Annotated in this window: 24 protein-coding genes; 6 read left to right on the forward strand and 18 right to left on the reverse strand. The window is 38.1% G+C overall.

Going from position 1 to position 22178, the window contains the following annotated elements:
* Positions 1 to 99: 99 nt before the first annotated feature.
* The gene (locus MKX65_RS16240) at positions 100 to 351 is read left to right on the forward strand and encodes a DUF2627 domain-containing protein (protein WP_119710658.1); all 252 of its coding nucleotides are present in this window, start codon (positions 100 to 102) and stop codon (positions 349 to 351) included.
* An 8-nt stretch (positions 352 to 359) separates the two neighbouring features.
* Here MKX65_RS16240 and MKX65_RS16245 read toward each other — a convergent pair whose 3' ends face one another.
* The 15 genes from MKX65_RS16245 to accB all read right to left on the reverse strand — a co-directional run bounded on the left by MKX65_RS16245 (position 360) and on the right by accB (position 16087).
* Positions 360 to 1100 carry a glycerophosphodiester phosphodiesterase family protein gene (locus MKX65_RS16245; RefSeq protein WP_160546544.1) on the reverse strand — a complete coding sequence of 247 codons (741 nt, stop codon included), beginning with the start codon at positions 1098 to 1100 and terminating at the stop codon, positions 360 to 362.
* A 16-nt stretch (positions 1101 to 1116) separates the two neighbouring features.
* On the reverse strand, positions 1117 to 2691 hold the full coding sequence (locus tag MKX65_RS16250; protein WP_340904574.1) for a DUF342 domain-containing protein: 1575 nt from the start codon (positions 2689 to 2691) through the stop codon (positions 1117 to 1119).
* Positions 2692 to 3006: 315 nt separating this feature from the next.
* The gene (gene spo0A / locus MKX65_RS16255) at positions 3007 to 3810 is read right to left on the reverse strand and encodes a sporulation transcription factor Spo0A (protein ID WP_340904575.1); all 804 of its coding nucleotides are present in this window, start codon (positions 3808 to 3810) and stop codon (positions 3007 to 3009) included.
* A 231-nt stretch (positions 3811 to 4041) separates the two neighbouring features.
* A complete protein-coding gene (gene spoIVB / locus MKX65_RS16260) occupies positions 4042 to 5331 on the reverse strand; it encodes a SpoIVB peptidase (protein WP_377057641.1) in 1290 nt (429 codons plus the stop codon).
* Between the two features lie 130 nt (positions 5332 to 5461).
* Positions 5462 to 7150, reverse strand: a complete 1689-nt coding sequence (recN, locus tag MKX65_RS16265; RefSeq protein ID WP_160546546.1) for a DNA repair protein RecN — start codon at positions 7148 to 7150, stop codon at positions 5462 to 5464.
* Between the two features lie 16 nt (positions 7151 to 7166).
* Complete coding sequence (gene ahrC / locus MKX65_RS16270) at positions 7167 to 7616, reverse strand: transcriptional regulator AhrC/ArgR (protein ID WP_160546547.1); 450 nt, start codon at positions 7614 to 7616, stop codon at positions 7167 to 7169.
* Positions 7617 to 7761: 145 nt separating this feature from the next.
* The gene (locus MKX65_RS16275) at positions 7762 to 8604 is read right to left on the reverse strand and encodes a TlyA family rRNA (cytidine-2'-O)-methyltransferase (protein WP_160546548.1); all 843 of its coding nucleotides are present in this window, start codon (positions 8602 to 8604) and stop codon (positions 7762 to 7764) included.
* Positions 8601 to 10505, reverse strand: coding sequence for a 1-deoxy-D-xylulose-5-phosphate synthase (gene dxs, locus MKX65_RS16280; RefSeq protein WP_340904577.1), 1905 nt, complete (start codon positions 10503 to 10505; stop codon positions 8601 to 8603). Before dxs ends, MKX65_RS16275 begins: the two co-directional genes overlap by 4 nt.
* Before the next feature lie 113 nt (positions 10506 to 10618).
* A complete protein-coding gene (locus tag MKX65_RS16285) occupies positions 10619 to 11512 on the reverse strand; it encodes a polyprenyl synthetase family protein (RefSeq protein WP_340904579.1) in 894 nt (297 codons plus the stop codon).
* 2 nt (positions 11513 to 11514) lie between these two features.
* Positions 11515 to 11748, reverse strand: a complete 234-nt coding sequence (locus MKX65_RS16290) for an exodeoxyribonuclease VII small subunit (RefSeq protein WP_160546549.1) — start codon at positions 11746 to 11748, stop codon at positions 11515 to 11517.
* A complete protein-coding gene (xseA, locus tag MKX65_RS16295) occupies positions 11741 to 13099 on the reverse strand; it encodes an exodeoxyribonuclease VII large subunit (protein ID WP_340904580.1) in 1359 nt (452 codons plus the stop codon). The genes MKX65_RS16290 and xseA overlap by 8 nt, the downstream gene beginning before the upstream one ends.
* A 142-nt stretch (positions 13100 to 13241) precedes the next feature.
* Positions 13242 to 13640: a transcription antitermination factor NusB gene (gene nusB, locus MKX65_RS16300; protein ID WP_160546551.1), complete on the reverse strand. Its 399-nt coding sequence runs from the start codon at positions 13638 to 13640 to the stop codon at positions 13242 to 13244.
* 140 nt (positions 13641 to 13780) lie between these two features.
* On the reverse strand, positions 13781 to 14188 hold the full coding sequence (locus tag MKX65_RS16305) for an Asp23/Gls24 family envelope stress response protein (RefSeq protein ID WP_160546552.1): 408 nt from the start codon (positions 14186 to 14188) through the stop codon (positions 13781 to 13783).
* A gap of 17 nt (positions 14189 to 14205) precedes the next feature.
* On the reverse strand, positions 14206 to 15564 hold the full coding sequence (accC, locus tag MKX65_RS16310; protein WP_160546553.1) for an acetyl-CoA carboxylase biotin carboxylase subunit: 1359 nt from the start codon (positions 15562 to 15564) through the stop codon (positions 14206 to 14208).
* 13 nt (positions 15565 to 15577) lie between these two features.
* Positions 15578 to 16087: an acetyl-CoA carboxylase biotin carboxyl carrier protein gene (gene accB / locus MKX65_RS16315; RefSeq protein ID WP_340904582.1), complete on the reverse strand. Its 510-nt coding sequence runs from the start codon at positions 16085 to 16087 to the stop codon at positions 15578 to 15580.
* Positions 16088 to 16358: 271 nt separating this feature from the next.
* On the opposite strand from accB, the gene MKX65_RS16320 reads away from it, so the two are divergent.
* From MKX65_RS16320 to MKX65_RS16340, 5 genes are read left to right on the forward strand one after another with little or no spacing between them, the layout of a single operon-like run.
* On the forward strand, positions 16359 to 17084 hold the full coding sequence (locus tag MKX65_RS16320; protein WP_160546554.1) for an SDR family NAD(P)-dependent oxidoreductase: 726 nt from the start codon (positions 16359 to 16361) through the stop codon (positions 17082 to 17084).
* A complete protein-coding gene (locus MKX65_RS16325; protein ID WP_340904585.1) occupies positions 17081 to 18109 on the forward strand; it encodes an S-adenosylmethionine:tRNA ribosyltransferase-isomerase in 1029 nt (342 codons plus the stop codon). The genes MKX65_RS16320 and MKX65_RS16325 overlap by 4 nt, the downstream gene beginning before the upstream one ends.
* A 12-nt stretch (positions 18110 to 18121) precedes the next feature.
* On the forward strand, positions 18122 to 18472 hold the full coding sequence (locus MKX65_RS16330; RefSeq protein ID WP_340904586.1) for a VOC family protein: 351 nt from the start codon (positions 18122 to 18124) through the stop codon (positions 18470 to 18472).
* A 42-nt stretch (positions 18473 to 18514) separates the two neighbouring features.
* Positions 18515 to 19630 (forward strand): GAF domain-containing sensor histidine kinase, encoded by a 1116-nt coding sequence (locus MKX65_RS16335; RefSeq protein WP_340904587.1) that lies wholly within the window; start codon positions 18515 to 18517, stop codon positions 19628 to 19630.
* A gap of 12 nt (positions 19631 to 19642) precedes the next feature.
* Positions 19643 to 20284, forward strand: coding sequence for a response regulator (locus tag MKX65_RS16340; protein ID WP_160546558.1), 642 nt, complete (start codon positions 19643 to 19645; stop codon positions 20282 to 20284).
* 34 nt (positions 20285 to 20318) lie between these two features.
* On the opposite strand, the gene MKX65_RS16345 is transcribed toward MKX65_RS16340, so the two are convergent.
* From MKX65_RS16345 to spoIIIAF, 3 genes are read right to left on the reverse strand one after another with little or no spacing between them, the layout of a single operon-like run.
* Positions 20319 to 20864: a SpoIIIAH-like family protein gene (locus tag MKX65_RS16345; RefSeq protein ID WP_160546559.1), complete on the reverse strand. Its 546-nt coding sequence runs from the start codon at positions 20862 to 20864 to the stop codon at positions 20319 to 20321.
* 15 nt (positions 20865 to 20879) lie between these two features.
* Positions 20880 to 21554: a stage III sporulation protein AG gene (spoIIIAG, locus tag MKX65_RS16350; RefSeq protein ID WP_340904590.1), complete on the reverse strand. Its 675-nt coding sequence runs from the start codon at positions 21552 to 21554 to the stop codon at positions 20880 to 20882.
* Positions 21555 to 22169, reverse strand: a complete 615-nt coding sequence (spoIIIAF, locus tag MKX65_RS16355) for a stage III sporulation protein AF (protein ID WP_160546560.1) — start codon at positions 22167 to 22169, stop codon at positions 21555 to 21557.
* Positions 22170 to 22178 lie beyond the last annotated feature (9 nt).

The following is a 22178-nucleotide window of genomic DNA, read 5'->3' on the forward strand; positions in this document are numbered from 1 at the left end:
GCATGTCTCTATTTTAATGTGAATGATTCACCTTGACAAATCGGGAGAATAATTTATGATGGCAGAGGAGACCACACTTTTGTTTTGAAGGGATTGCCTATGATTAGAATATTTGCGTTACTTATCTTATTAATACCTGGTTTTTTAGCTGCATACGGTATTAAACTAATGCGGGATATGCTGTTCGGGATACTTCTTTCACCCTTTCCATATCTTTGGCTTCAATTTCTGATTGGTCTATTTCTGTTTGTGGCAGGTTTATCTTTCGTGGCAGGATTCATCTTTCATAGAGATCGCAAAAAAAATAAAGTACAAGCTCGTTTTCAGACACAAAAAAAAGACAAAGCGTAATAATATGACTACGCTTTGTCTTTTTTATATTTATCCCGTAGTTTAACCGCTATAGTTGGGTCATCTGTTATAAACGCGGTACAGTTGATTTGAAATAATCTCTCCATTTCCACTTCTTTATTCACAGTATATGGTCTCACAGCAATTCCCGACTCTAAGGAAAGACTGATCACCTCATTAGGCACAGCTGAATAGCGAGGATGAAACCCTTTCGCTCGGATAGAAGCCGCATATATCCAAGGCATATATAAACCTTCTGATAGTAATGGGGCAATCTCAACTTCTGGTGCAAGTCTATAACAATGAACAATGCTGTAATGGTTGAACGAAGAAATGATCGTTCGTTTGGAAAGATCATATTGACGAATTAATTTTATCACTTTTTCTTCCATTCCTTCGTAACGGAACACACCATTTTTTAATTCAACATTGCAGATTAATGTATTTGTCGCTAGCCAAGCAAATACTTCCTCTAATGTAGGAATCGTTTGTTTTTCACTTAAATTTGGAAACAATACACCCGCATCCAATTTTTTTAACTCTTGAAGTGTAAAGTCCTTCACATATCCTTTTCCGCTTGTTGTTCTGTTGAGCTTTTCATCATGAATGACAACTACTTCACCATCCTTTGAAAGCTGAACATCTAGCTCTATTCCATCTGCATTTGCATATTCAGCTTCATGAAATGCGATCATCGTATTTTCAGGAAACTTAGCTGAATAGCCCCGATGTGCAATCACTTCCGTCATAATGCTCGTACCTCCATTATTCAGAGTAAAGTGTATTCCTATCGCAATAAATCGTACCTTTTATTAAAGATTGAACATGCTTTTTCTGATTCTTGATCTGTAATGTCGTTTCTGGGTATGCGGCAACTTGTATACTGACTTGACCTTCTCCCTTTGTCTCAAGAAGCTTCATGACGTTCTTTCTTCTTGCCTCTAAAAAGGAGACTTCAATCATTTCGTCCTCATATATGGACTTTAAACGTTGAAATTGCTTGAATTGGGTTTCATTAAGATGTGATTGTAAGTCTTCAAAAGAATCGAGTTGCTTTTTAAGACCTTCCACATAGAACACTTTTTCTTTATACCTCAACAACAACTCTGAAAGCTCATGTTCTAATTCAAAACGATTAAATCCTTCGACCTGAATAAACGTCTTCCTTTCAAGCCTATTGCCAAATACAGCAGCACTTACCTTCCCCTTCGCCTCAATAGTACCTCCGATAATTTTACCTTTTTCTTCGTTAGCAATTATGTTTCTCCCCTTAATTTTTGCGCCTAACGAATAATAACCAATATGAATATCCTCACCAGCTTTTAAAATACATTCATTGGCATGTTTTAAGAATATATTTTTTGCTGCTTTAATAATGGTTATGTTATTCCCGAATACTCCACCTTTAATAAAAATATCACCGCTTATGGATTCGACTTCTTTCACTCCACTTATTCCAAGCTCTCCTAAAATTGAAATATCCTGAGTAGCTTTGACACTAAAGCCTGCTGAAACAATCCCGTTAATAGTAACACTTCCATCAAATTGAATGTTCCCAGTCCCCGTTCCTACATCTCCATTAATAATGAGATGATTCCCGACAGAAATTTTACCATCTTTGAATTGGACTACTCCATCTACAAGCGCTTTCAGAGTGGTTACATTATCGTTTTCTATCTTCTCAACTGTCTTATGGTCATAAAACAAGGGTTGATCCTTTCCTTTTTTCGGAAGCAAAACCTCTCCAAGTACATTTCTTCCTGGAACACCTTCTGTACTTGACTTCTTTTCACCAAGCCATTCCCCAGCTTTCACCTCATCAATAAAATTCAAATCAAAATAATCCGCTTTTCCGTCTTCACGAATCGTCGGTTTTCGATTTGATAATTGAAAATACAGTACAACTGCATCTGCTCCAGTAAGGGCCGGTTCTCCTTTTGCTATGACAAATTCCTTATTAACAAGTGGTTGCTTTACTTCCGTTTGCAAAATTCCACTTTTAATTCCATGAACTTCTAGTGCTTCCGATATATCAGCCATGAGTTTTTCACGTTCGCCAAGTAGTACCGCTTCTGTTACGCGAAGGCGCATTTTAGCAACCATCTTATCTTCACTAATCGAAATAGAAATAAGAGGCTTCCATTCACCGATATGTATCTTCTCAATTTTTGCCTGTTCTAAACTCGCTTTCAATTCTACAAATTTTGTGATCGCAATTCTTGGATGTTCTCGAACAAGCTGATCCAATTGATTAAGTGGATATCCTTTTTGTAAAACAGTAATAAAGATCGATCCGTTCTCCTCTTCCAGTCGAATATACTCATTGTTTATAAGGTCCATGATTGCTGCCACCCTAATCATAATAGTATTTTAAGTATATATGAAAGATGGTAACTTGAATATACGTGATCAGTCTTCTTCATATAAAAACAAAACTTTGTCCTAACAAGTGATAACTATTGAAGCCATACCATATTATTAAGTAACTATATTACTGTTTCCGAATACAACCAAGTAACACGACGAGGATAAAGATGATCACCATTATTAATTTTCGACAGTACAACAAAACCCAATGCCACACTTGTCATTGGGTTCCCACTATTCTTATAATTAATAGTACTGAATGATGGCTTTACTTTCCTTCTAACTCTTTCAAGAAGCCTTATGTTCTAAACGAAGCTTATCCGCAACCATCGCGATAAACTCAGAATTTGTAGGTTTTGCTTTTGACATGCTCACTGTATATCCGAAAAGACTCGAAATGCTGTCGATATTTCCTCTGCTCCAAGCAACCTCAATGGCATGACGGATTGCACGTTCTACTCGGCTAGCCGTTGTATTATATTTCTTAGCAATATCCGGATACAGTACTTTCGTAATAGAGCCAAGCAGTTCAATATCGTTGTAAACCATAGAAATAGCTTCACGTAAATATAAATAGCCCTTTATATGAGCCGGTACACCAATTTCATGGATGATACTAGTAATGCTTGCATCAAGATTTTTCGGTTTTGCTTCCATTTGTTGACGATACATTGGACTTGTTGTTAAAGGAGAGGTTGATCTCATGACAGCGCTTGTTTTTCCACTCACTTGACGAATATGGTTTCCTAAATTTTCTAAATCAAATGGTTTTAAGATAAAGTAAGAAGCTCCAAGTTCTACCGCTTTCTTAGTAACATCCTCTTGGCCGAATGCTGTAAGCATAATAACGTTCGGCATCGGAGACTTTCGAGAATCGCGTAACTTTTCAAGAACTGCTAGCCCATCTAAGTGTGGCATAATAATATCTAAAACAAGAACATCCGGAGTCACTTTTTCTAATAAATCGAGGCATTCTTGACCATTATGAGCTGAACCAACGACTTCCATATCTTCTTGGGACACTAAATAGTCCTTAAGTAAGCCAACTAGCTCTCTATTATCATCAACTACACATACTTTTATCTTTTTCACTACATGTTTCCTCCTCGAAAGTTTTCTCACCTGAACAATTATCTATATATATAATCTACTAACCAATTCGACAATGCAACAGTAAATCCTTTTCTTTTTTGAAAAAATCTAAAAAAATGGTATAAATCTCTATTTTTCTTCGGTTTTCGCCCGTATTCGACTTATTCTGTACTTTTGTCGAAAAATCTTTATTTTTCGAATAAAAAAAAGGGAGGCGTAAAAGCCTCCACCTTAACTCGCCTTTTCTCTTGGTTTTTCGTATATATCGATTCCCGCTTCATTTAGCATCCATTCGATGTGAACACCATAGCCTGAAGTAGGGTCATTGACGAACACATGCGTTACGGCTCCAACCACTTTATCATCCTGGATGATCGGACTTCCACTCATCCCTTGCACAATCCCACCCGTTTTTTCAAGTAATTCTGGGTCAGTTACCTTAATAACCATTCCTTTTGTAGCTGGAAACTTTTGTGGAATCGTGCTTACAATTTCAATATCAAATAGTTTTACTTGATCATTATCTACAACCGTTAGTATCTTAGCCGGACCCTCTTTTACCTGATGGGAAAGAGCAATTGGAAGGGCCTTATCCATTATTCCATTCGTAATTTCTTTTGAAAGCTTTCCAAATATTCCAAAAGGGCTATTTCTTTGAATGTCACCAATTACCTCTTTATCGGAAGAGAAACGGGCGAGTTTTTCACCTGGATCTCCATTGCTTCCTTTTTCAATAGACGTGACTGTTGAACGAACAATTTGACCATCCTCAACTACAATAGGCTTTTTCGTGTCCATGTCTGAAATAACATGTCCTAAAGCACCATACTTTTTCGATTCTGGATGATAAAACGTCATTGTTCCAATACCAGCCGCCGAGTCACGAATATATAGGCCGAGCTTAAAATTCTCTTCTCCAGCTTCTTTTAATGGCATAAGTTTTGTATCAATTTTGCCATCTTCTCTGCTCACTTCAATATTCAGTGGCTCACCCTTTTGACCTGCAGTTTGAACAAATGGTGCTACATCTGACATTTTTTCAATTTTTTGACCGTTAATCTTTGTAATAATGTCGCCTACTTTAATTCCTGCAATTTCACCTGGAGATTTTTTTCCTTCTGCTGTATTTACTTGATGGTGACCAACGACAAGGACTCCTACCGTATTAAGCTTCACACCGATAGATTGTCCACCTGGAATGACTTTAAAATCCTTTAATACGTCTACATCGACCTTTTTAATAGGGAAACCTGCTAGTTCAAGTAGCATTTCATCTTTCCCATATTTCTTTGCTTGTAAAGACACGGTTTGATCATCTTGTTGAATAGAAAGAGTTGAATTTGCTGTGACGGCAGCAGATACAGGAGTAGATTTCTGTAAAATAAGGTTTTCACCCTCAAATAGGGTAACACTTTTGGGGATACTAAGGTAATCTTGAAATGGTTTTGAAAATCCTATGGCAACTAATGAAACAAGGAGAATTCCACCAATTATTTTTCTAAGAAGTTCATGCCTCAACATCTTTCACTCTCCTCGCTTCTAGTCCACACACACTTTTTTCTGCTTTATGGCTACATCTTTAATTTTGCCTGCTTAAGTCGCATTTATAACCTTTTCCGTTATAAAAAAGCTACCCAATATGGATAGCTTTTCAAGTTACCTTCATTTCCTTTGCTAAATGGAGTAATTCTTTCGCATGCTCTCGGGTTAAATCGGTAATTTCTACTCCAGATATCATTCGACCAATTTCTTTTACTTTATCGGGCTCTGATAATGATTGTACTGAAGTTTTCGTTCTACCCTTTTGGGTAACCTTTGAAATATAGAGATGAGTATCAGCCATAGCTGCCACTTGAGGCAAATGGGAAATACAAAGGACCTGCGATGAAACGGCTACTTTGTAAATCTTTTCTGCAATGGCTTGTGCTACACGTCCTGACACTCCAGTATCCACTTCATCAAAAATAATGGAAGTAACGCCTTGATGTTTAGAGAAGATACTTTTTAATGCTAGCATCATTCTCGACAGCTCCCCACCAGATGCTACCTTAGATAGAGGCTTTAATGGTTCTCCTGGATTTGTAGAGATAAAAAATTCGATTTGATCACAACCTGTAGGAGTAAACACATCATAATCTGAGTGAAAACGCACTTCAAATACTGTTTTGTCCATATAAAGCTCTTTTAATTCACGGTGAATCGATTTTGTTAGTTTCTCTGCAAACTGTAACCTTGTGGAGGTCAGTTCTTTCGCTTCGAGAACTAAATCCTTTTTTATGGCAGCAAGCTCTTTGTTTAGTGCATTGATATGTGTTTCTTTATTTTGAAGTGTTTCGATTTCTTCTTCTATTTTAGCCGCATATTCTATGATCTCTTCAATTGTTTTTCCATATTTTCTCTTTAGCTGATTTATTTCGTTTAGTCTGCTTTCAATATCGTGCAAACGTTCTGGGTTGAACTCAAGACTATCCATCTTGCTTCTCAGTTCTCTAGCCACGTCCTCTAAGGCATAGTAACTAGTAGACACTGTCTCAGCTAACTCTTGATATTGTTGATCAACACTAGAAACATCTTCTAAATGACTCATTAAAAGACCAATCCAGTCCAACCCCTTTTGTTCCCCTTGAAGCACAGAATAGCTGTTAGAAAGACCTTCGTAAACCTTCTCAAAATTAGACAATCGTTTCTTTTCTTCAATTAGTTGTTCATCTTCATTAATCACTAACTGTGCTTTTTGAATTTCATCAAACTGAAATTGAATCAAATCTAGACGATGCGCCATTTTCTGTTCATTTTCACTCAAACTTTTTAGCCTCTTGGAAGTTTGCTCATAGCTTTGATATAAATTTGCATACTCCTTTAGTTGGCTCGATATAGATTTTGCACCAAATTGGTCTAAAAGCTTTTGGTGCTTAGATTCCTCCATTAATTCTTGATGCTCATGCTGTCCATGAATATCAATTAACGTTCCCCCTATTTCACGCAAGGTAGATATGGTCACTAGTTTGCCGTTTATTCGACAGACACTTTTACCCGTTTGTGAAATATCTCTTCTCAATATGAGCATTCCCTCTTCAATCTCTATTCCAAATTCTTCGGCTTTTTGATAGCTCGGATGTGTCAAACTCTCTAGTTGAAAAAGCCCTTCAATTTCAGCTTTTTCTTCGCCATGTCGAACAAATTCTGACGAACCTCTTCCACCAACGAGTAGATGAACAGCATCAATGATAATTGATTTCCCCGCTCCTGTTTCACCTGTCAAAACGGTTAATCCTTTTGTAAAGGATACAGTTAAGTTTTCAATAATTGCAAAATTTTTAATCGACAACTCGGTTAACAACTGGTTTCACCTCTATTTAGAGCATTTCAAGGAATCGATTAGTAATGGTAATCGTTTCTTCTTCTTTCCTACAAATAATGAGGATCGTATCATCTCCACAAATGGTTCCTAATATTTCTTCCCAATCTAAATTATCTATCAGGGCACCAATGGCCATAGCATTACCCGGTAGTGTCTTCATCACAAGTAAGTGACCTGCACTATCAATACGAACGAAGGCATCCATTAAATTTCTCTTTAATTTTTGAAGTGGATTAAAACGTTGATCGGCTGGAAGACTATATTTGTATCTACCATCCATAAGTGGCACTTTTACTAAGTGAAGTTCTTTAATATCTCTAGAAATGGTTGCTTGTGTTACATTAAATCCGGCAAACTTTAGTTCATCAACTAATTCATCTTGTGTTTCAATATCATTGCTCGTAATAATTTCTCTAATTTTAATATGCCGTTGACCTTTATTCATGTTTTCACCCCTGATTGCTTTCAAAAACTCTGTAGTATTTTGTTTTATTTTTTCAATTTTTGTAGATGTATATATGTATAAATATACATCCTTTTGCTTATTACGTCAAAGTATACCTACAAAAAAAGAAGAACAAGCAGGACGCTTATTCTTCTACATTCGACTTTGATTTTAAAACTTCATGGGCTTCTAAAACGATTTGGTTTGGCTTTTTGGAAAGATGGTTTATCCCTTGCTCCTTTTCGCCATTCCACCCTAGATGCAGCAAAAACTCAATATTGCCATCGCCACCAGTGATTGGAGAAAAGGATAGATTTTTGACATCATAACCAAGAGCTAAAGAAAGGTCAATGATTTTATTTAAAACCGCTTCATGAACCTTTGGATCTCTTACGATTCCTTTTTTCCCTACTTCTTCTCTCCCGGCCTCAAATTGCGGTTTCACCAATGCAATAATATCACTATTGGGCACTAGAAGAGTTTTTAACACAGGGAGAATAAGCTTTAATGATATAAAAGAAACATCTATTGAAGCAAAATTTGGCATCTCACCAGTTAGGTCAGCAGGGGTCACATAACGAAAATTTGTCCGTTCCATGACAATAACTCGCTCATCCTGCCTTAACTTCCAAGCTAACTGATTATATCCGACATCTAAGGCATACGATTGTTTTGCTCCATTTTGTAAGGCACAGTCTGTAAACCCTCCGGTCGAAGCACCAATATCTAGCAAAACCTTCCCTTCAACATGCACGTCAAATTCCTTCAAGGCTTTTTCTAGCTTTAAGCCACCCCTGCTTACATATGGCATGACATTCCCTTTTATCGTTAAAGGCAGATCGCTGCTTATTTTCTCACCAGGTTTATCCAATCGGTTTTCATTGCTATATACGAGCCCTGCCATAATCGCTCGTTTTGCTTTTTCTCTTGTTTCTATTAACCCGCGTTCAACTAGCAGGACGTCAATTCGTTCTTTTTTACTTTTCATAGTAATGAACCCTTTTTCCCTTTAACCTGAGTAAGTTCGATTACTTTTCGAATCGTTGAATCCACGGTTAAATCGATTTCTTTCAATAACTCATCAACACTTCCATGCTCAATAAATTGATCTGGAATTCCCATGCGATCAATCACTGCATCAAAATAACGATTTTCAAAGGCAAACTCTAAAATAGAACTTCCAAATCCACCTTGAAGGACGGCTTCTTCAATCGTTAATACTGGCATTTTTCGTTCAAATAGCTCCGAGAGCATCTGACGGTCTAGCGGTTTAATAAATCGAGCATTAACGACCTTCACAGAGATCCCCTGCTGTTCGAGATGTTTTGCAGCCTCTAATGCCATTGGAATCGTTGTTCCAAATGTTAATATAGCCACATCTTCGCCTTCTTTTATTACTTCCCAAGTGCCAATCGGAATGGTTTTAAGGTCCTTATCCAATGGAACTCCTACTCCATTCCCTCGAGGGAACCTCATGGCAATCGGTCCCTCATCATACTTTAAGGCTGTATTGACCATATGTTGCCCTTCGTTTTCATCTTTTGGCATCATCAGCACCATGTTTGGCACATGTCTCATAAAGGCGATATCGAACACACCTTGATGAGTTTCTCCATCAGCACCTACAAGCCCTGCACGATCAATACCTATAAATACATTCAGGTTTTGACGGCAAATATCATGAACCACTTGGTCATAGGCTCGTTGTAGGAAAGTCGAATAAATGGCTAAAAATGGCTTCATCTTTTGGGTGGCAAGTCCTGCAGCTACGGTCGCTGCATGCTGTTCAGCAATACCTACATCAAACATTCGATCAGGGAATTCACTTGCAAATCCCTCAAGTTTGGAACCAACAGGCATCGCAGGGGTGATTGCAACGATTCTCTCATCTTCTCGCGCGAGCCTACGAACCGTTTCGCTAACCAGTTTACTCCATGCTGGCGGAGGCGTTTCAACCGGTTTTGGAAATGCTCCTGTTTCAATTTTATACGGTCCCGTTCCATGCCATGTACCCACAACATCACTTTCTGCAGGATGGTATCCTTTTCCTTTTTTAGTGATCACATGTAAAAGAACGGGTCCTTCTGTCTTTTTTGCGTATGCTAAATTTTCAAATAGTTCGTCATAATTATGACCGTCTACTGGTCCTAAATACGTAAAACCCATCTCTTCAAAGAACATACCAGACACTAACAAATACTTCAGGCTATCTTTTATTCTCTCGGCCGTCGTTGCTAATTTTCCTCCGACAGCAGGAATTTTCTTTAATAAATACTCGAGTTCATCTTTCGCCCAGTGATATTTCCCAGCCGTTCGTAAACGGCCTAATATACTGTGAAGAGCTCCAACATTCGGTGCAATACTCATCTCATTGTCATTTAAGACAACGATAAGGTTCTTTTTTTCATGACCGATGTGATTTAAAGCTTCCAGTGCCATTCCACCCGTTAAGGCACCATCACCAATTACAGGAACAACAAAAGATTTCTCCTTTTTTAAATCTCTAGCAATTGCCATACCCATAGCAGCGGATAAAGAAGTCGAACTATGCCCTGTTTCCCAAACATCATGTTCACTTTCAATCATCTTTGGAAAACCACATAAACCTTTATATTGTCTTAGCGTGTCAAATTCGCTTGCTCTACCCGTTAAAATTTTATGGACATATGATTGGTGACCGACATCCCATAAAATTTTATCTTTTGGGCTTGTAAAACAAGTATGAAGAGCAATCGTCAGCTCTACCACTCCTAAATTCGGTCCAATATGGCCACCTGTAACTGATAATTTTTCTATTAAAAATTGTCTGATGTCTTCACTTAATTCTTGTAGTTGTTGTTGAGAAAGCCCTTTTAAGAAGGAAGGGTCTTTAATTGATAACAGATCCACTAGTAGGACCACCACTTTCATCTCTTAATTGTTGCTAATCTTTCGTTAGCTGTATACACAAAGAGTAACGTATTACAGACATTTTTCCAAATGTTTTACGTTCACACTCTTATTTAATGATTTCGATTAGCTACTAAATCCGTGATTTCTTTAAGAATTTCCGTTTCAAGTTCCATGCTATTTAAGGCATCCTTAGCGAGCGTAATATGCTCTAATAATGATTGCCTTGCTCCCTCCATCGTCAACAATGATGGATATGTGCTTTTATTGTTTTGTTCGTCACTGCCCACTTTCTTCCCGATGATTTCTTGATCCCCTTCAAGGTCTAGAATATCATCCCTAATTTGAAAGGCTAAACCTAAATGGTGAGCAAAGGTAGTAAACTTTTCTAATTGTTGATTATTTGCTCCGGCAATCATCGCTCCAGCAACGACACTATAAGCAAGTAACTTTCCTGTCTTATGGATGTGAATGTATTCAAGTTCATCAAGGCTTAAGTCTTTCCCTTCCCCATCCATATCAGCTACTTGTCCACCTACCATTCCTTCAGCACCTGATGCTTTGGCTAGTTCTGTAATCAGTTGGATTTTCACTTCAGTTGGAATAGCCTCGGAGGATGCACTAGAAATCACTTGAAAGCTATATGTTAAAAGAGCGTCACCTGCAAGAATGGCATATGCTTCTCCGAACACCTTATGATTCGTAGGCTTTCCTCTTCGTAGGTCGTCGTTATCCATGCTTGGAAGATCGTCATGAATTAACGAATAGGTATGGATCATTTCTATCGCTGCAGCCGCTTCTATACCTAATTCCCCTTTCTTCCCAAACGCTTCTAATGTAGCGAATAATAATAACGGACGAATACGTTTGCCGCCTGCTTCTAACGAATAGAGCATCGCTTCCTTAATCTGTGTAGGTGCAGATAATTGACTAACAGATTCCTTCAGGTATGCTTCTACTAGCTCTTTATACTTTTTAGAAAAGGTGGTAAAACCCACTTTGTTCACTATTATTCCTCCTCTTGAATAGAGAAGGTTTCCTTCTTCCCATTCTCCGTAAGAATTTCTGTTAGCTGCTCCTCAACATTTCGAAGCTTATCGTGACAAAGCTTTGAAAGCTCCATTCCTTTTTTATAAATAGAAATCGCCTCTTCTAAAGGTACATCCCCTTCTTCTAGTTGTTCAACGATATCTTCAAGTTGCTGCATGGCTTCTTCAAAGCTTATTTTCGTGTCTTTACTCATTTGTTTGATCCTTCCCCTCGATCTCTAACACTTCACAAGTGATAGAACCATCTACAAGTTTTATTTTAATACTATCATTAATTCGAATTTGTTCCGTGCTTTTTACTAAGTGATCGTCTTCATTGTAGACGAGGCTATATCCTCGATCCATAATTTTCAGAGGGCTTAATGCATCCAATGCCATATTCACTCTTTGATGTTCTTTTTTCTTTGCTAAAAGGAGGCTAGTAAAAGCACGATTTAATGTCTTTTCCGTCTTAGATTGCTGCTGAACGGCTGTTTGAAGGAGTGTATTCAAATTATTTCTTTCAAGTCTCCGCCTGGTACGAATATACTCTTCATTTTTATTTACAAATAAAGCTTGAGCTGCCCTCTTTAATAATTCTGTTGTCTTATCAACTTGCTCTAACTTTTGTTCATACAATCTTTGCGGGTACTTAAAGGCGTATGATTTACTTAAACGATCATATCGCTGTGCTTGTACACTTATCTTCTCTTTAATTTTTCGTATAATCCTTGTTTGTCTAGTTAATACTCTTTCGATTAATTCATCAATATGTGGCACTGCAAGCTCTGCCGCTCCCGTAGGAGTCGGAGCTCGGAGGTCCGCCACATAATCAGCAATGGTCGTGTCTGTTTCATGACCAACAGCAGAGATAATCGGAATCCTAGATGCAAAAATGGCCCTTGCTACAATTTCTTCATTAAATGACCATAGTTCCTCAATGGATCCCCCACCGCGACCAACAATCAATACATCAATATCATGTGACTGATTTGCTTGCTCGATTGCCTTTACAATGGATGCAGCTCCTTGCTCTCCTTGAACAAGGGCAGGAATGACCAATATATTAGCAATCGGATATCTCCTTTTAAGAGTTGTTAGAATATCTCGTATTGCTGCTCCCGTAGGAGAGGTAATTACCCCAACAGTGTGAGGATATTTTGGCAGAGCTTTTTTATATTCGTTTGAAAATAGGCCTTGTTTTAATAGTTTTTCTTTTAGCTGTTCAAAAGCTAGATAAAGATCACCAATTCCATCAGGCTGCAATTCTTTTATGTACATTTGATACTGACCACTTTGTTCGTATACGGAGATATCGCCTTTCACTAACACTTTCATCCCGTTTTCTGGTCTGAATTTGATGGACTTATTAAAGCTTGAAAACATGACGGCCAGGATTCTTGCTTTTTCGTCTTTTAAAGTAAAGTACATATGTCCACTAGAGTGCTGTTTAAAGTTTGAAATTTCCCCTTTTACGTACATATCCTGTAAATGTGGATCGGCGTCAAACTTTCTTTTTATATATTTAGTTAAGGCAGTTATTGTTACATATTGCTTTTCTTCCATTCAGTACTCCTTTTTTCGGAAAAGGTATGGATCACGCAAAAAAACAGTCCTATCTAATTATAAGGATAAATCTCTTTTCAGTCACGTCTTGATAGTGCGAAAGGGATTACCTATATAAAAAAGGGCTGTTTTATAGCGGAAATTACTGTTGTTCTGTTTGTTGCTTTATTTTAGAGAGAACTCCATTTATAAATCGACTAGCATGCTCATCTCCGAAAACTTTTGCAATCTCAATCGCTTCATCGATAACAACGTTTGCAGGTACTTCTTCCTTCATGTAAACAAGTTCGTAAACAGCCAGTCTTAACAGGTTCCGATCCACTGGCGCAATTCGCTCAATTGTCCACTTCTCTAAATGCTCTTTAATCATTTCATCTATCTCACTTTTGTGTTCCACAACCCCACTTACTAGAGTAGAGAGGTAGTCATCTCCACGCTCTTCTTCTAATACATGAAGAATCGCTTCCTTTGGATCTGCTTCACTTATGTCAATTTGAAATAATGCTTGTAACGCTTTTTCTCTTGCCGTTCTTCTTTTCATCTATCCTAAACTCCTTTATTGATTGAGATACCTTAATCATCAATATGATCATAGCATAATAACTCATCATACATGAAATACTCGAAAGAAAAAAGAGCCAAAGACTTTTTTGTTGTCCTTGACTCTTTAGAGTGAGTAAATTACAGCTCTTGTTCTTGTTCAACTTCTTGCTTTGTACTTTCGAACTGGATGCCAACGATATGCACGTTTACTTCCTTAGCATCAAGTGCAGTCATATTCAAAAGCGCTTGTCGAATATTATCTTGAACCTTCTGAGCGACAGTTGGAATGGAAACCCCAAACTTCATTAAGCAATACACATCCACTTTAATTCCGTCTTCTCCAAGCTCCACCTTAACGCCCTTGCCATGATTTTTCTTACCTAATCGCTCAACAACCCCTAACGCAAAGTTTCCTCTCATTTGAGAAACCCCGTCAACTTCAGACGCAGCAATACCAGCAATTACTTCAATTACTTCAGGTGCAATCTCTACTTTCCCAAGACCAGAGTTTCCTGGATTCATTTCCAAGATGTTATTTTCGCTCATTCAAAGCACCTCCAACATTATTTTCCTGTTTCCATTAAATCATACATTTCAAGAAATTTCGTGTTAAAGTCTCCTTCAACAAACTTTTCATGATTTAAAAGTTTTAAGTGGAATGGAATGGTTGTATGAATTCCTTCTATGACAAATTCACTTAACGCTCTTTTCATGCGTGCGATTGCTTCTTCTCTAGTACTTCCGTACGTAATCAGTTTCGCAATCATGCTGTCATAATAGGGTGGAATCGTATAACCAGGATATGCAGCTGAATCCACACGAACTCCTAAACCACCAGGAGGAAGATACATTTCTATTTTACCAGGTGAAGGCATGAATTTCTTCATTGGATTTTCTGCGTTAATTCTGCATTCGATCGCCCACCCATTAAAAACAACTTCTTCTTGGGTTAAACTAAGCTTTTCACCAGATGCCACTTTAATTTGTTCCTTAATTAGGTCAACGCCAGTTATCATCTCTGTGACCGGATGTTCTACTTGGATACGAGTGTTCATTTCCATAAAATAAAACTTACGGTTTTGATAATCATAAATAAATTCTACTGTCCCGGCACCAGAATAATCAACCGCTAATGCTGCCTTAACGGCTGCACTTCCCATCTCATGTCTTACTTCTCCGTCTAAGGCTGGAGATGGCGTTTCCTCAAGAAGCTTTTGAAGTCTCCTTTGGATGGAGCAATCTCTTTCCCCTAAATGGATGGCATGTCCATGATTATCTGCAAGAACTTGTATCTCAACATGTCGGAACTCTTCAATAAACTTTTCGATATATACTCCAGGGTTCCCAAAAGCCGTTAATGCTTCTTGTTGAGTAATGTTAATCCCTTTGATTAGCTCAGTCTCCGTTCGGGCCACACGAATTCCTTTTCCACCCCCACCAGCAGTCGCTTTTATAATAACAGGGTAACCAATTTTATTGGCCAATTCGATTGCTTCTTCATCGTCTTTAATGATTCCTTGGGATCCTGGAACAATCGGAACCCCTGCTTGTTTCATCGTTTCACGAGCCACGTCCTTTGTTCCCATCTTAGAGATGGCTTCTGGAGATGGTCCAACAAATGTGATATTCACATCCCTACAAAGATCTGCAAAGTCAGCATTTTCAGCTAAAAATCCATAACCAGGATGAATGGCGTCACAACTCGTCAGCTTAGCTACACTAATGATATTTGTAAAATTTAAGTAGCTATCCTTTGAAGCTGTTGGTCCAATACAGTATGCTTCGTCAGCAAGCTGAACATGTAAGGATTCACGATCCGCCTCAGAATATACAGCAACAGACTCAATCCCAAGCTCACGGCAAGCCCGTATAATACGAACGGCTATTTCTCCTCGATTCGCAATTAATAACTTTTTTATCATAGCAGACAGCTCCTTACTCTGGCTTCACTAAAAATAACGGTTGACCATACTCCACTAACTGTCCGTCTTTTACAAGTATCTCTACAATTTCTCCGTTAACTTCAGCTTCAATTTCATTAAATAACTTCATTGCTTCTACGATACAAACAACTGAATCGCTAGACACTTTTGAGCCCACCTTAACATACGCATCAGCATCAGGTGATGGAGATGCATAGAAAGTCCCAACCATCGGTGAAGTGATTTTATGTAAGTTTGAAGTATCAGCAGCAGGTGTTTGTGCTGGTTGTGCTTGCGGTGCGATTGGCTCCTCGTGCTTTACCTCTACAGCAGCCACTGGTGCTGATGTCTTTTCAGCAACGACTACAGGCGCAGGTGTAACTTGTTCCTTTACAGTCACTGTTCCTACAGCCGCATTCTTTTTCATTTTAATTTTAGCACCTTCGTATTCATAAACAAATTCATCTAGACTTGAATGATCTACAAGTTTTATTAATTCTCTAATTTCTTGAACCTTTAACATCATATTCACCTCTAATTTACTTTTTAGCACTAGATACTAATATCATACGATAAGACCTCATAGAAGTTCAACCTTTATTCCTCTATATACATATTCGACAAAAGAACACGTTTTCATTTTTGAAATATAAGATTTTTTAAAATTTTTGTTAGTTAAATTTTCTCCTACGACTAAAGTTGTAGAAAATATCGAGCTTTTACATGAGGGAATTGTTTGAAATATTTTCTATTCTGTAATTACAAGGAACCATTTATACAGGAGGAGATTTGTAATGAATAGTAACGATGTAGTTATGATAACTGGAGCATCAAAAGGATTAGGAAAGGCTTTAACATTAGCATTTGCCAAACAAAGAAAACGGTTGTCTATTTGCGCTAGAAATATGGAAGCATTATCTAAAGTGAAGGAAGAAGCAGAACAATTAGGAGCAGAAGTGTTTGCGATAAAGGCAGATATTTCTCTCCCAAGAGACGTTGAAAGATTTGTAGCTTTAACAGTAGAAAGATTTGGACAGATCGATGTGTTAATTAATAATGCCTCAACCCTTGGACTGAGTCCAATGCCTCTATTACTAGATTATCCTGAGGATGACTTTTCTACTACATTACGCGTAAATGTTCTTGGCCCTTTTTCTTTAACAAAAAGAGTGCTGATCCACATGCTTTTACAAAATAAGGGGTCAGTCATTAATATTACCTCTGAAGCCGGCTCAACTGGGTATGCTGGTTGGGGTGCCTACGGAGTATCAAAGTTTGCAATTGAAGGATTAACAGAAACTTGGGCTGATGAACTACGTGATACAAATATCCGTATCAATATGGTTGATCCTGGGGAAATGAATACCGAAATGCACACACTAGCCGTTCCTGATTGTGATTACCCGTTAGCAGACCCTAATGATGTGGTTGATGTTTTTCTTTATTTAGCTTCCGACGACTCAAATAATATTACTGGGAAACGGTTTGAAGCTCAAGTATTTAAGGAGGAAAGCAAATGACTTCACAAGCTTTTGATTTTCATCTTCCAACAAAGTTGAATGCGTCAATCCCCCCTGAGCGAAGAGGGATTAGACGTGATCAAGTGAAAATGATGGTTCTTAATAAACAAAGTGGGCAAGTATACCACGATGAATTCTGTCAGCTTGAACATTATCTTCAAGAAGGTGACCTGCTTGTTCTTAACAATAGCCGAACCATCCCCGCACTATTAAGAGCTAGGTTTCATCCAAATCATCAGAAGGAACCATCGATTATAGAAGTAAAGCTTGCTCGTAAATTAAATGAGTTCGAATGGGAAGCTTTAATTTTAAGTGATGAGGTTTCAGAAGGAGAAGTTTTACACTTCTCCCCTACTTTGTCAGCTACGGTGTTAAATCAGAAAAGCCCTACTCCCCTTTCTCGAATTCTATTTTCAAAAGGAGGTACTGAGCTACTAGAAGATGTCTATATGATCGGTGAACCTATCCGTTATGAATATATTCATAAACCTTGGAGTCTTGAATATTATCAAACCGTTTTCGCAACAACACCCGGATCGTTGGAAATGCCTTCAGCCGGAAGAGCCATAAGCTGGGAACTGCTATTTCGATTACAAAAGAAAGGGATTCAGATTGCTTTTCTTCAATTACACACAGGGCTCAGTTATTTTTTGGATGACAATTTGCTGCCAAGTCCTGAACAAAATAGTGAGAAATATATGATTCCGGAAAAGACCATGAATAAAGTACTAGATACAAAGAAACGCGGCTCAAAGGTCCTTGCGGTAGGTACGACCGTTGTCCGTGCCTTGGAAACCGCTTCGAAGACCAGCTGTCTCAATGGATGGACAAATTTGTATATTACGGAAGAGTCAAGGCTACAGTTGGTTGATGGAATCATTACTGGCTTTCATGAACCAAAAGCGAGCCACTTGGATATGCTTTTAGCTTTTGTACCAAAAGAAAAGCTATTTCCTGCGTATGAGGAAGCACTAAATAAACAATATTTATGGCATGAATTTGGAGATATTAATGTCATTCTTTAGGAGGGTGTTATCTTGCGAGTCCATCATTATGGGATTGAAGTAAAAGATATGGAGAAATCCATATCTTTTTATGAAAAGGTACTTCATTTTCAAGTAGAAGAAAAGGTAAAATTTATGGAAGAGGATATTGTTTTTTTACGCTTAGAGGATATACGTTTGGAGCTTTTTCTAGGTGATCATGTAAATAAAGTCTCACATACGCATATTTGCTTCGAAGTTCCTTTTTTACAAGAAATCATTCTTCGTTGTAAAGAATACCATTTTTGTATGGTGGAAGGTCCATACGAGTTGGAAAACGGGTGGACCACTGCATATGTGACAGGTCCATCAAATGAAACGATTGAATTTTTACAAAGAAGTTGACAATAGTTTGAACATAATAAATTTCTATTGTTTGAGGGTGACATGATGGGAGAGAGTTCTAGATTTAGAGAAATGAAAATACTAAAAGAAATTGCTGAAATGTTAAACGAGGGGACTGAGCTGAATCACGTTCTATCTCAAGTCCTAAAAAAGCTTTTGGATTTAACAGGACTCCAAACAGGTTGGATCTTCTTTATTGATGAAAAAGGCTCCCATCAACTTGTTGCACACGAAGCCCTTCCCCCTGCTCTTTCGTATGAACAAAACATAAGAATGTGTAAGGGTTCGTGCTGGTGTGTTAATCGTTATCATCATCAGAAAATAACAAAGGCAACCAATATTATTGAGTGTCAAAGAATCGAGGAAGCCATAGAAACCCAAAACGGAGACCATAACGGCTTAACACATCATGCTACCGTGCCGCTCCGTGCAGGTGAGGAAAGATTTGGTTTATTAAATGTAGGGGCTCCCTTTAAAACCTTCTTCAAGGACGATGAGTTAGCCCTGCTTGAAGCCGTTGCATTTCAAATTGGTACGGCCATTAAGCGGCTGAAGCTTGTGGAACATGAGCAAAAAACCGCCCTGAAAGATGAACGAAATCGACTTGCACGAGATCTTCATGATTCTGTGAATCAATTATTATTTTCTTTAAGTCTCACGGCAAGAGCAGGTGTAGAAATGACTAAGCCTGAGGAAATGAAAAGTACCTTCACCTATATACAAGAGCTTGCTCAAGATGCACTTGGGGAAATGAGATCTTTGATTTGGCAGTTACGTCCTCAAGGGTTAGAAGATGGACTACTAAGTGCCTTTCAAAAATACGGCCAGTTACTAGGTCTAACTGTTCATATTAACCTGAAGGGTGTTCCTCATTTTTCAAGTCAGGTCGAAGAAGCACTGTGGAGAATTGGGCAAGAGGCACTTGCGAATTGTAAAAAACATGCTGGTACAACGGTTGTATATATTGATTTAGAAAAAACAAAAGAGAAAACCATTCTAACCATTAAAGATCTTGGCATTGGGTTCCAATATCAAAAGGGAGTTCAAACACCATCGCTTGGTTTACAAAGTATGCGACTTCGAACCGAAGCGGGGGAGTTTTCACTAGAAAGTTCCCCCGATAATGGAACACTTATTCAAATCAAAATACCAAATTAAGGAGGGAGCTAAATGACTACGAAGATTCTGGTGGTCGATGATCATCACGTTGTTCGTAGGGGACTCGTCTTATTTCTTCGCACCCAAAAAGAAATCGAAATTATAGGTGAAGCGGGGAACGGAGTGGAAGCAATTGAGCTTACGAAAAGACATCAACCCGACCTAATATTAATGGACCTTTCCATGCCGGAAATGGATGGCATCGAAGCTACGAAAATGATTAAAAACTTGTACCCTACGATAAAAATCATTATTCTGACAAGCTTTTCTGAGCAGGATCATGTCATTCCTGCACTCGAGGCGGGTGCTTCTGGATATCAATTAAAGGATATTCAACCAGACGAACTTGTTCAGTCGATCCGAAATGTGATGTTAGGAACAAACCAGTTACACCCCAAGGCTACAAGTCATTTATTAGCGAAGTTATCAACCGATCGAAACCAAAATCGCCCTTCCATTTACGAGTTAACAAAACGAGAAATGGAGGTATTAAAAGAAATTGCCAAAGGAAAAAGTAACAAAGAAATTGCAACTAGCCTATATATAACAGAGAAGACTGTCAAAACCCATGTTTCTAACCTTCTCTCAAAGCTTGGTTTAGCCGATCGTACTCAAGCAGCCCTTTATGCAGTTAAAAATCGGCTAGTTGAATAAAAAACGGAAAGCGCTCGGGCTTTCCGTTTTTCTATTATTTACTTATTTGAAATTGTACCACTGGCTTCAGCCCGCTTAATTCAGAGCGTACTAACTTTAAGATTTCATTTGCAGCTGCTGGAGAGTGGCTTTTGGCTTTTACAGTGACGCGAACTTCGTTATCGCTTACTCTTACTAAAGCATCTTCATAGTCCATCGCTACAATCATCGTTTCAAGATACGCTTCTTTTTGGGTCACATCATTTAATTCTTTAATTTTATCAAGAGCGGCATTAATATCTTCTGTTGGTAGATCCGTAGAAGCAACAGTCGTTTCTAGCTCTTCTTTTAATTTACTTCTCTCTTCATCTAGCTCTAAGCGAAGTGCTTCAAACATTTCATCGCTAGCAGTACTAGAAATGACAGATTCACCAGATTCAGATGTATTTTCTCCACTTACTGTTGAATCTTCCTCTGATTCTTTTTCTACTGTAGCCATATTGTTCATTTGCTGTTCTGGAGAAGTAATGTAATATACCGATAATACAACAACTAAGCTAAGCATTGTTAATAACCAAACTGTTTGTTTTTTCAATAACATCTATAAATCCCCCTTTTATTTTTTAGGCATAACAGACACTCGATGAACCGGTACATCTAATAGTTTAGTAACGGATTCAAGTATCCATTTCTTTACTTGTATATTATCAGCTCCCTTTGCAATCACGATGACGCCACGAATGGCAGGCTTCTTCGTTTCTATTACAATAGGAACCTCTTTTTCCCCATCTCGGATAATCACTAACTGTTCATCCTTTGATTGGTCTTCGACTGTTCGTTGCCCACCCTCACGGTCAACCTCTTCGGTTTTTTGGGACTGAACAACCACATTTTTTTCAAGTATCTTTTTCTCAGTCGCGTCGACATTTACAGCTACAATCACTTCGCCAACGCCGACAATTCCCTCAAGTGTTTCCTTTAATTGATTTTCATAATGATCTTCATAGGCAGCAATTATTTCATTTCCATCAATCTTTTTCTGTCCAAATGTTTCTACATCCTCACTTGATTTCTCAGCATTTGCTGCCGTTTCAATAGCGGAAGGACTTGGATTTATTAGCAAATTACTTGCTAACATAATGGCGGCTCCAATTAACAAGACGATTAAGAAGTATTGATATTTACTAGATTTTTTCTCAGGAGGGCTTTCTTTACTAAATAGGTTTTTTAGGAATGTAATGGGCCCTTTATCTTTGTTAGGTTCTTTATCTTTTTCTGTATCATTTTCCACTTATTTGTTCCCCCCTTCTATGAAGATTTCAACAGCGCCTTTGTTTACATCCCATTTTTCAGAGAGAAGTGAAGACAGTTCCTCGTTTTGTTCACTTTCCGAATTAGATGGTAGAGGTGAGTTCGTATTAATATCAACCATTTGTACGACTTCTACCACAGTCTCCGTTGTTGATTCACGTAATGTAACAGATATCTCTTGAAGATTGTCTGGGAAGGTTGCGCTGCTCGTTTCATCCACTGATAGATCGATACTAGCAATCTCTAAACCGTACTGTTCCATCAACTCCTCTTCAACGTCCTTTTTTAATTGGACAGCCACTTCTTCTAAAGCATATGCATCAAAAGAGGCTTGTATTTCTTTTTTCTTCATTTCTATTGAATTTTCTATATTTTTTTCTGAAAAGGAGTCTACTTCGGTGATGGCGGAGAGGTTCGCTTCAAAATCACTAGATAGTATTTTCAGTATGGGCGAAAGAATAATAGCTATTAGTAATAATCCAGTAACCATCCTGGTGTACTTTTGCATATTTGAATTCGGAAGCAGCATATCAACAACTGTTGCTAGCAAGACGAAAAGGATTATATTTGTGATCCAGTCTTTTAGGAAATCCATACCACCCCT

The sequence above is a fragment of the Robertmurraya sp. FSL R5-0851 genome, from assembly GCF_038002965.1.
GTDB lineage: Bacteria > Bacillota > Bacilli > Bacillales > Cytobacillaceae > Robertmurraya_A > Robertmurraya_A beringensis.

Coding starts and splice junctions, on each gene's coding strand:
- MKX65_RS16240 (WP_119710658.1), top strand. CDS start 100: ATGATTAGAATATTTGCGTTACTTATCTTATTAATACCTGGTTTTTTA.
- MKX65_RS16245 (WP_160546544.1), bottom strand. CDS start 1,100: ATGACGGAAGTGATTGCACATCGGGGCTATTCAGCTAAGTTTCCTGAA.
- MKX65_RS16250 (WP_340904574.1), bottom strand. CDS start 2,691: ATGGACCTTATAAACAATGAGTATATTCGACTGGAAGAGGAGAACGGA.
- spoIVB (WP_377057641.1), bottom strand. CDS start 5,331: ATGTTGAGGCATGAACTTCTTAGAAAAATAATTGGTGGAATTCTCCTT.
- ahrC (WP_160546547.1), bottom strand. CDS start 7,616: ATGAATAAAGGTCAACGGCATATTAAAATTAGAGAAATTATTACGAGC.
- MKX65_RS16275 (WP_160546548.1), bottom strand. CDS start 8,604: ATGAAAAGTAAAAAAGAACGAATTGACGTCCTGCTAGTTGAACGCGGG.
- MKX65_RS16290 (WP_160546549.1), bottom strand. CDS start 11,748: ATGAGTAAAGACACGAAAATAAGCTTTGAAGAAGCCATGCAGCAACTT.
- xseA (WP_340904580.1), bottom strand. CDS start 13,099: ATGGAAGAAAAGCAATATGTAACAATAACTGCCTTAACTAAATATATA.
- nusB (WP_160546551.1), bottom strand. CDS start 13,640: ATGAAAAGAAGAACGGCAAGAGAAAAAGCGTTACAAGCATTATTTCAA.
- MKX65_RS16305 (WP_160546552.1), bottom strand. CDS start 14,188: ATGAGCGAAAATAACATCTTGGAAATGAATCCAGGAAACTCTGGTCTT.
- accC (WP_160546553.1), bottom strand. CDS start 15,564: ATGATAAAAAAGTTATTAATTGCGAATCGAGGAGAAATAGCCGTTCGT.
- accB (WP_340904582.1), bottom strand. CDS start 16,087: ATGTTAAAGGTTCAAGAAATTAGAGAATTAATAAAACTTGTAGATCAT.
- MKX65_RS16320 (WP_160546554.1), top strand. CDS start 16,359: ATGAATAGTAACGATGTAGTTATGATAACTGGAGCATCAAAAGGATTA.
- MKX65_RS16325 (WP_340904585.1), top strand. CDS start 17,081: ATGACTTCACAAGCTTTTGATTTTCATCTTCCAACAAAGTTGAATGCG.
- MKX65_RS16335 (WP_340904587.1), top strand. CDS start 18,515: ATGATGGGAGAGAGTTCTAGATTTAGAGAAATGAAAATACTAAAAGAA.
- MKX65_RS16340 (WP_160546558.1), top strand. CDS start 19,643: ATGACTACGAAGATTCTGGTGGTCGATGATCATCACGTTGTTCGTAGG.
- MKX65_RS16345 (WP_160546559.1), bottom strand. CDS start 20,864: ATGTTATTGAAAAAACAAACAGTTTGGTTATTAACAATGCTTAGCTTA.
- spoIIIAF (WP_160546560.1), bottom strand. CDS start 22,169: ATGGATTTCCTAAAAGACTGGATCACAAATATAATCCTTTTCGTCTTG.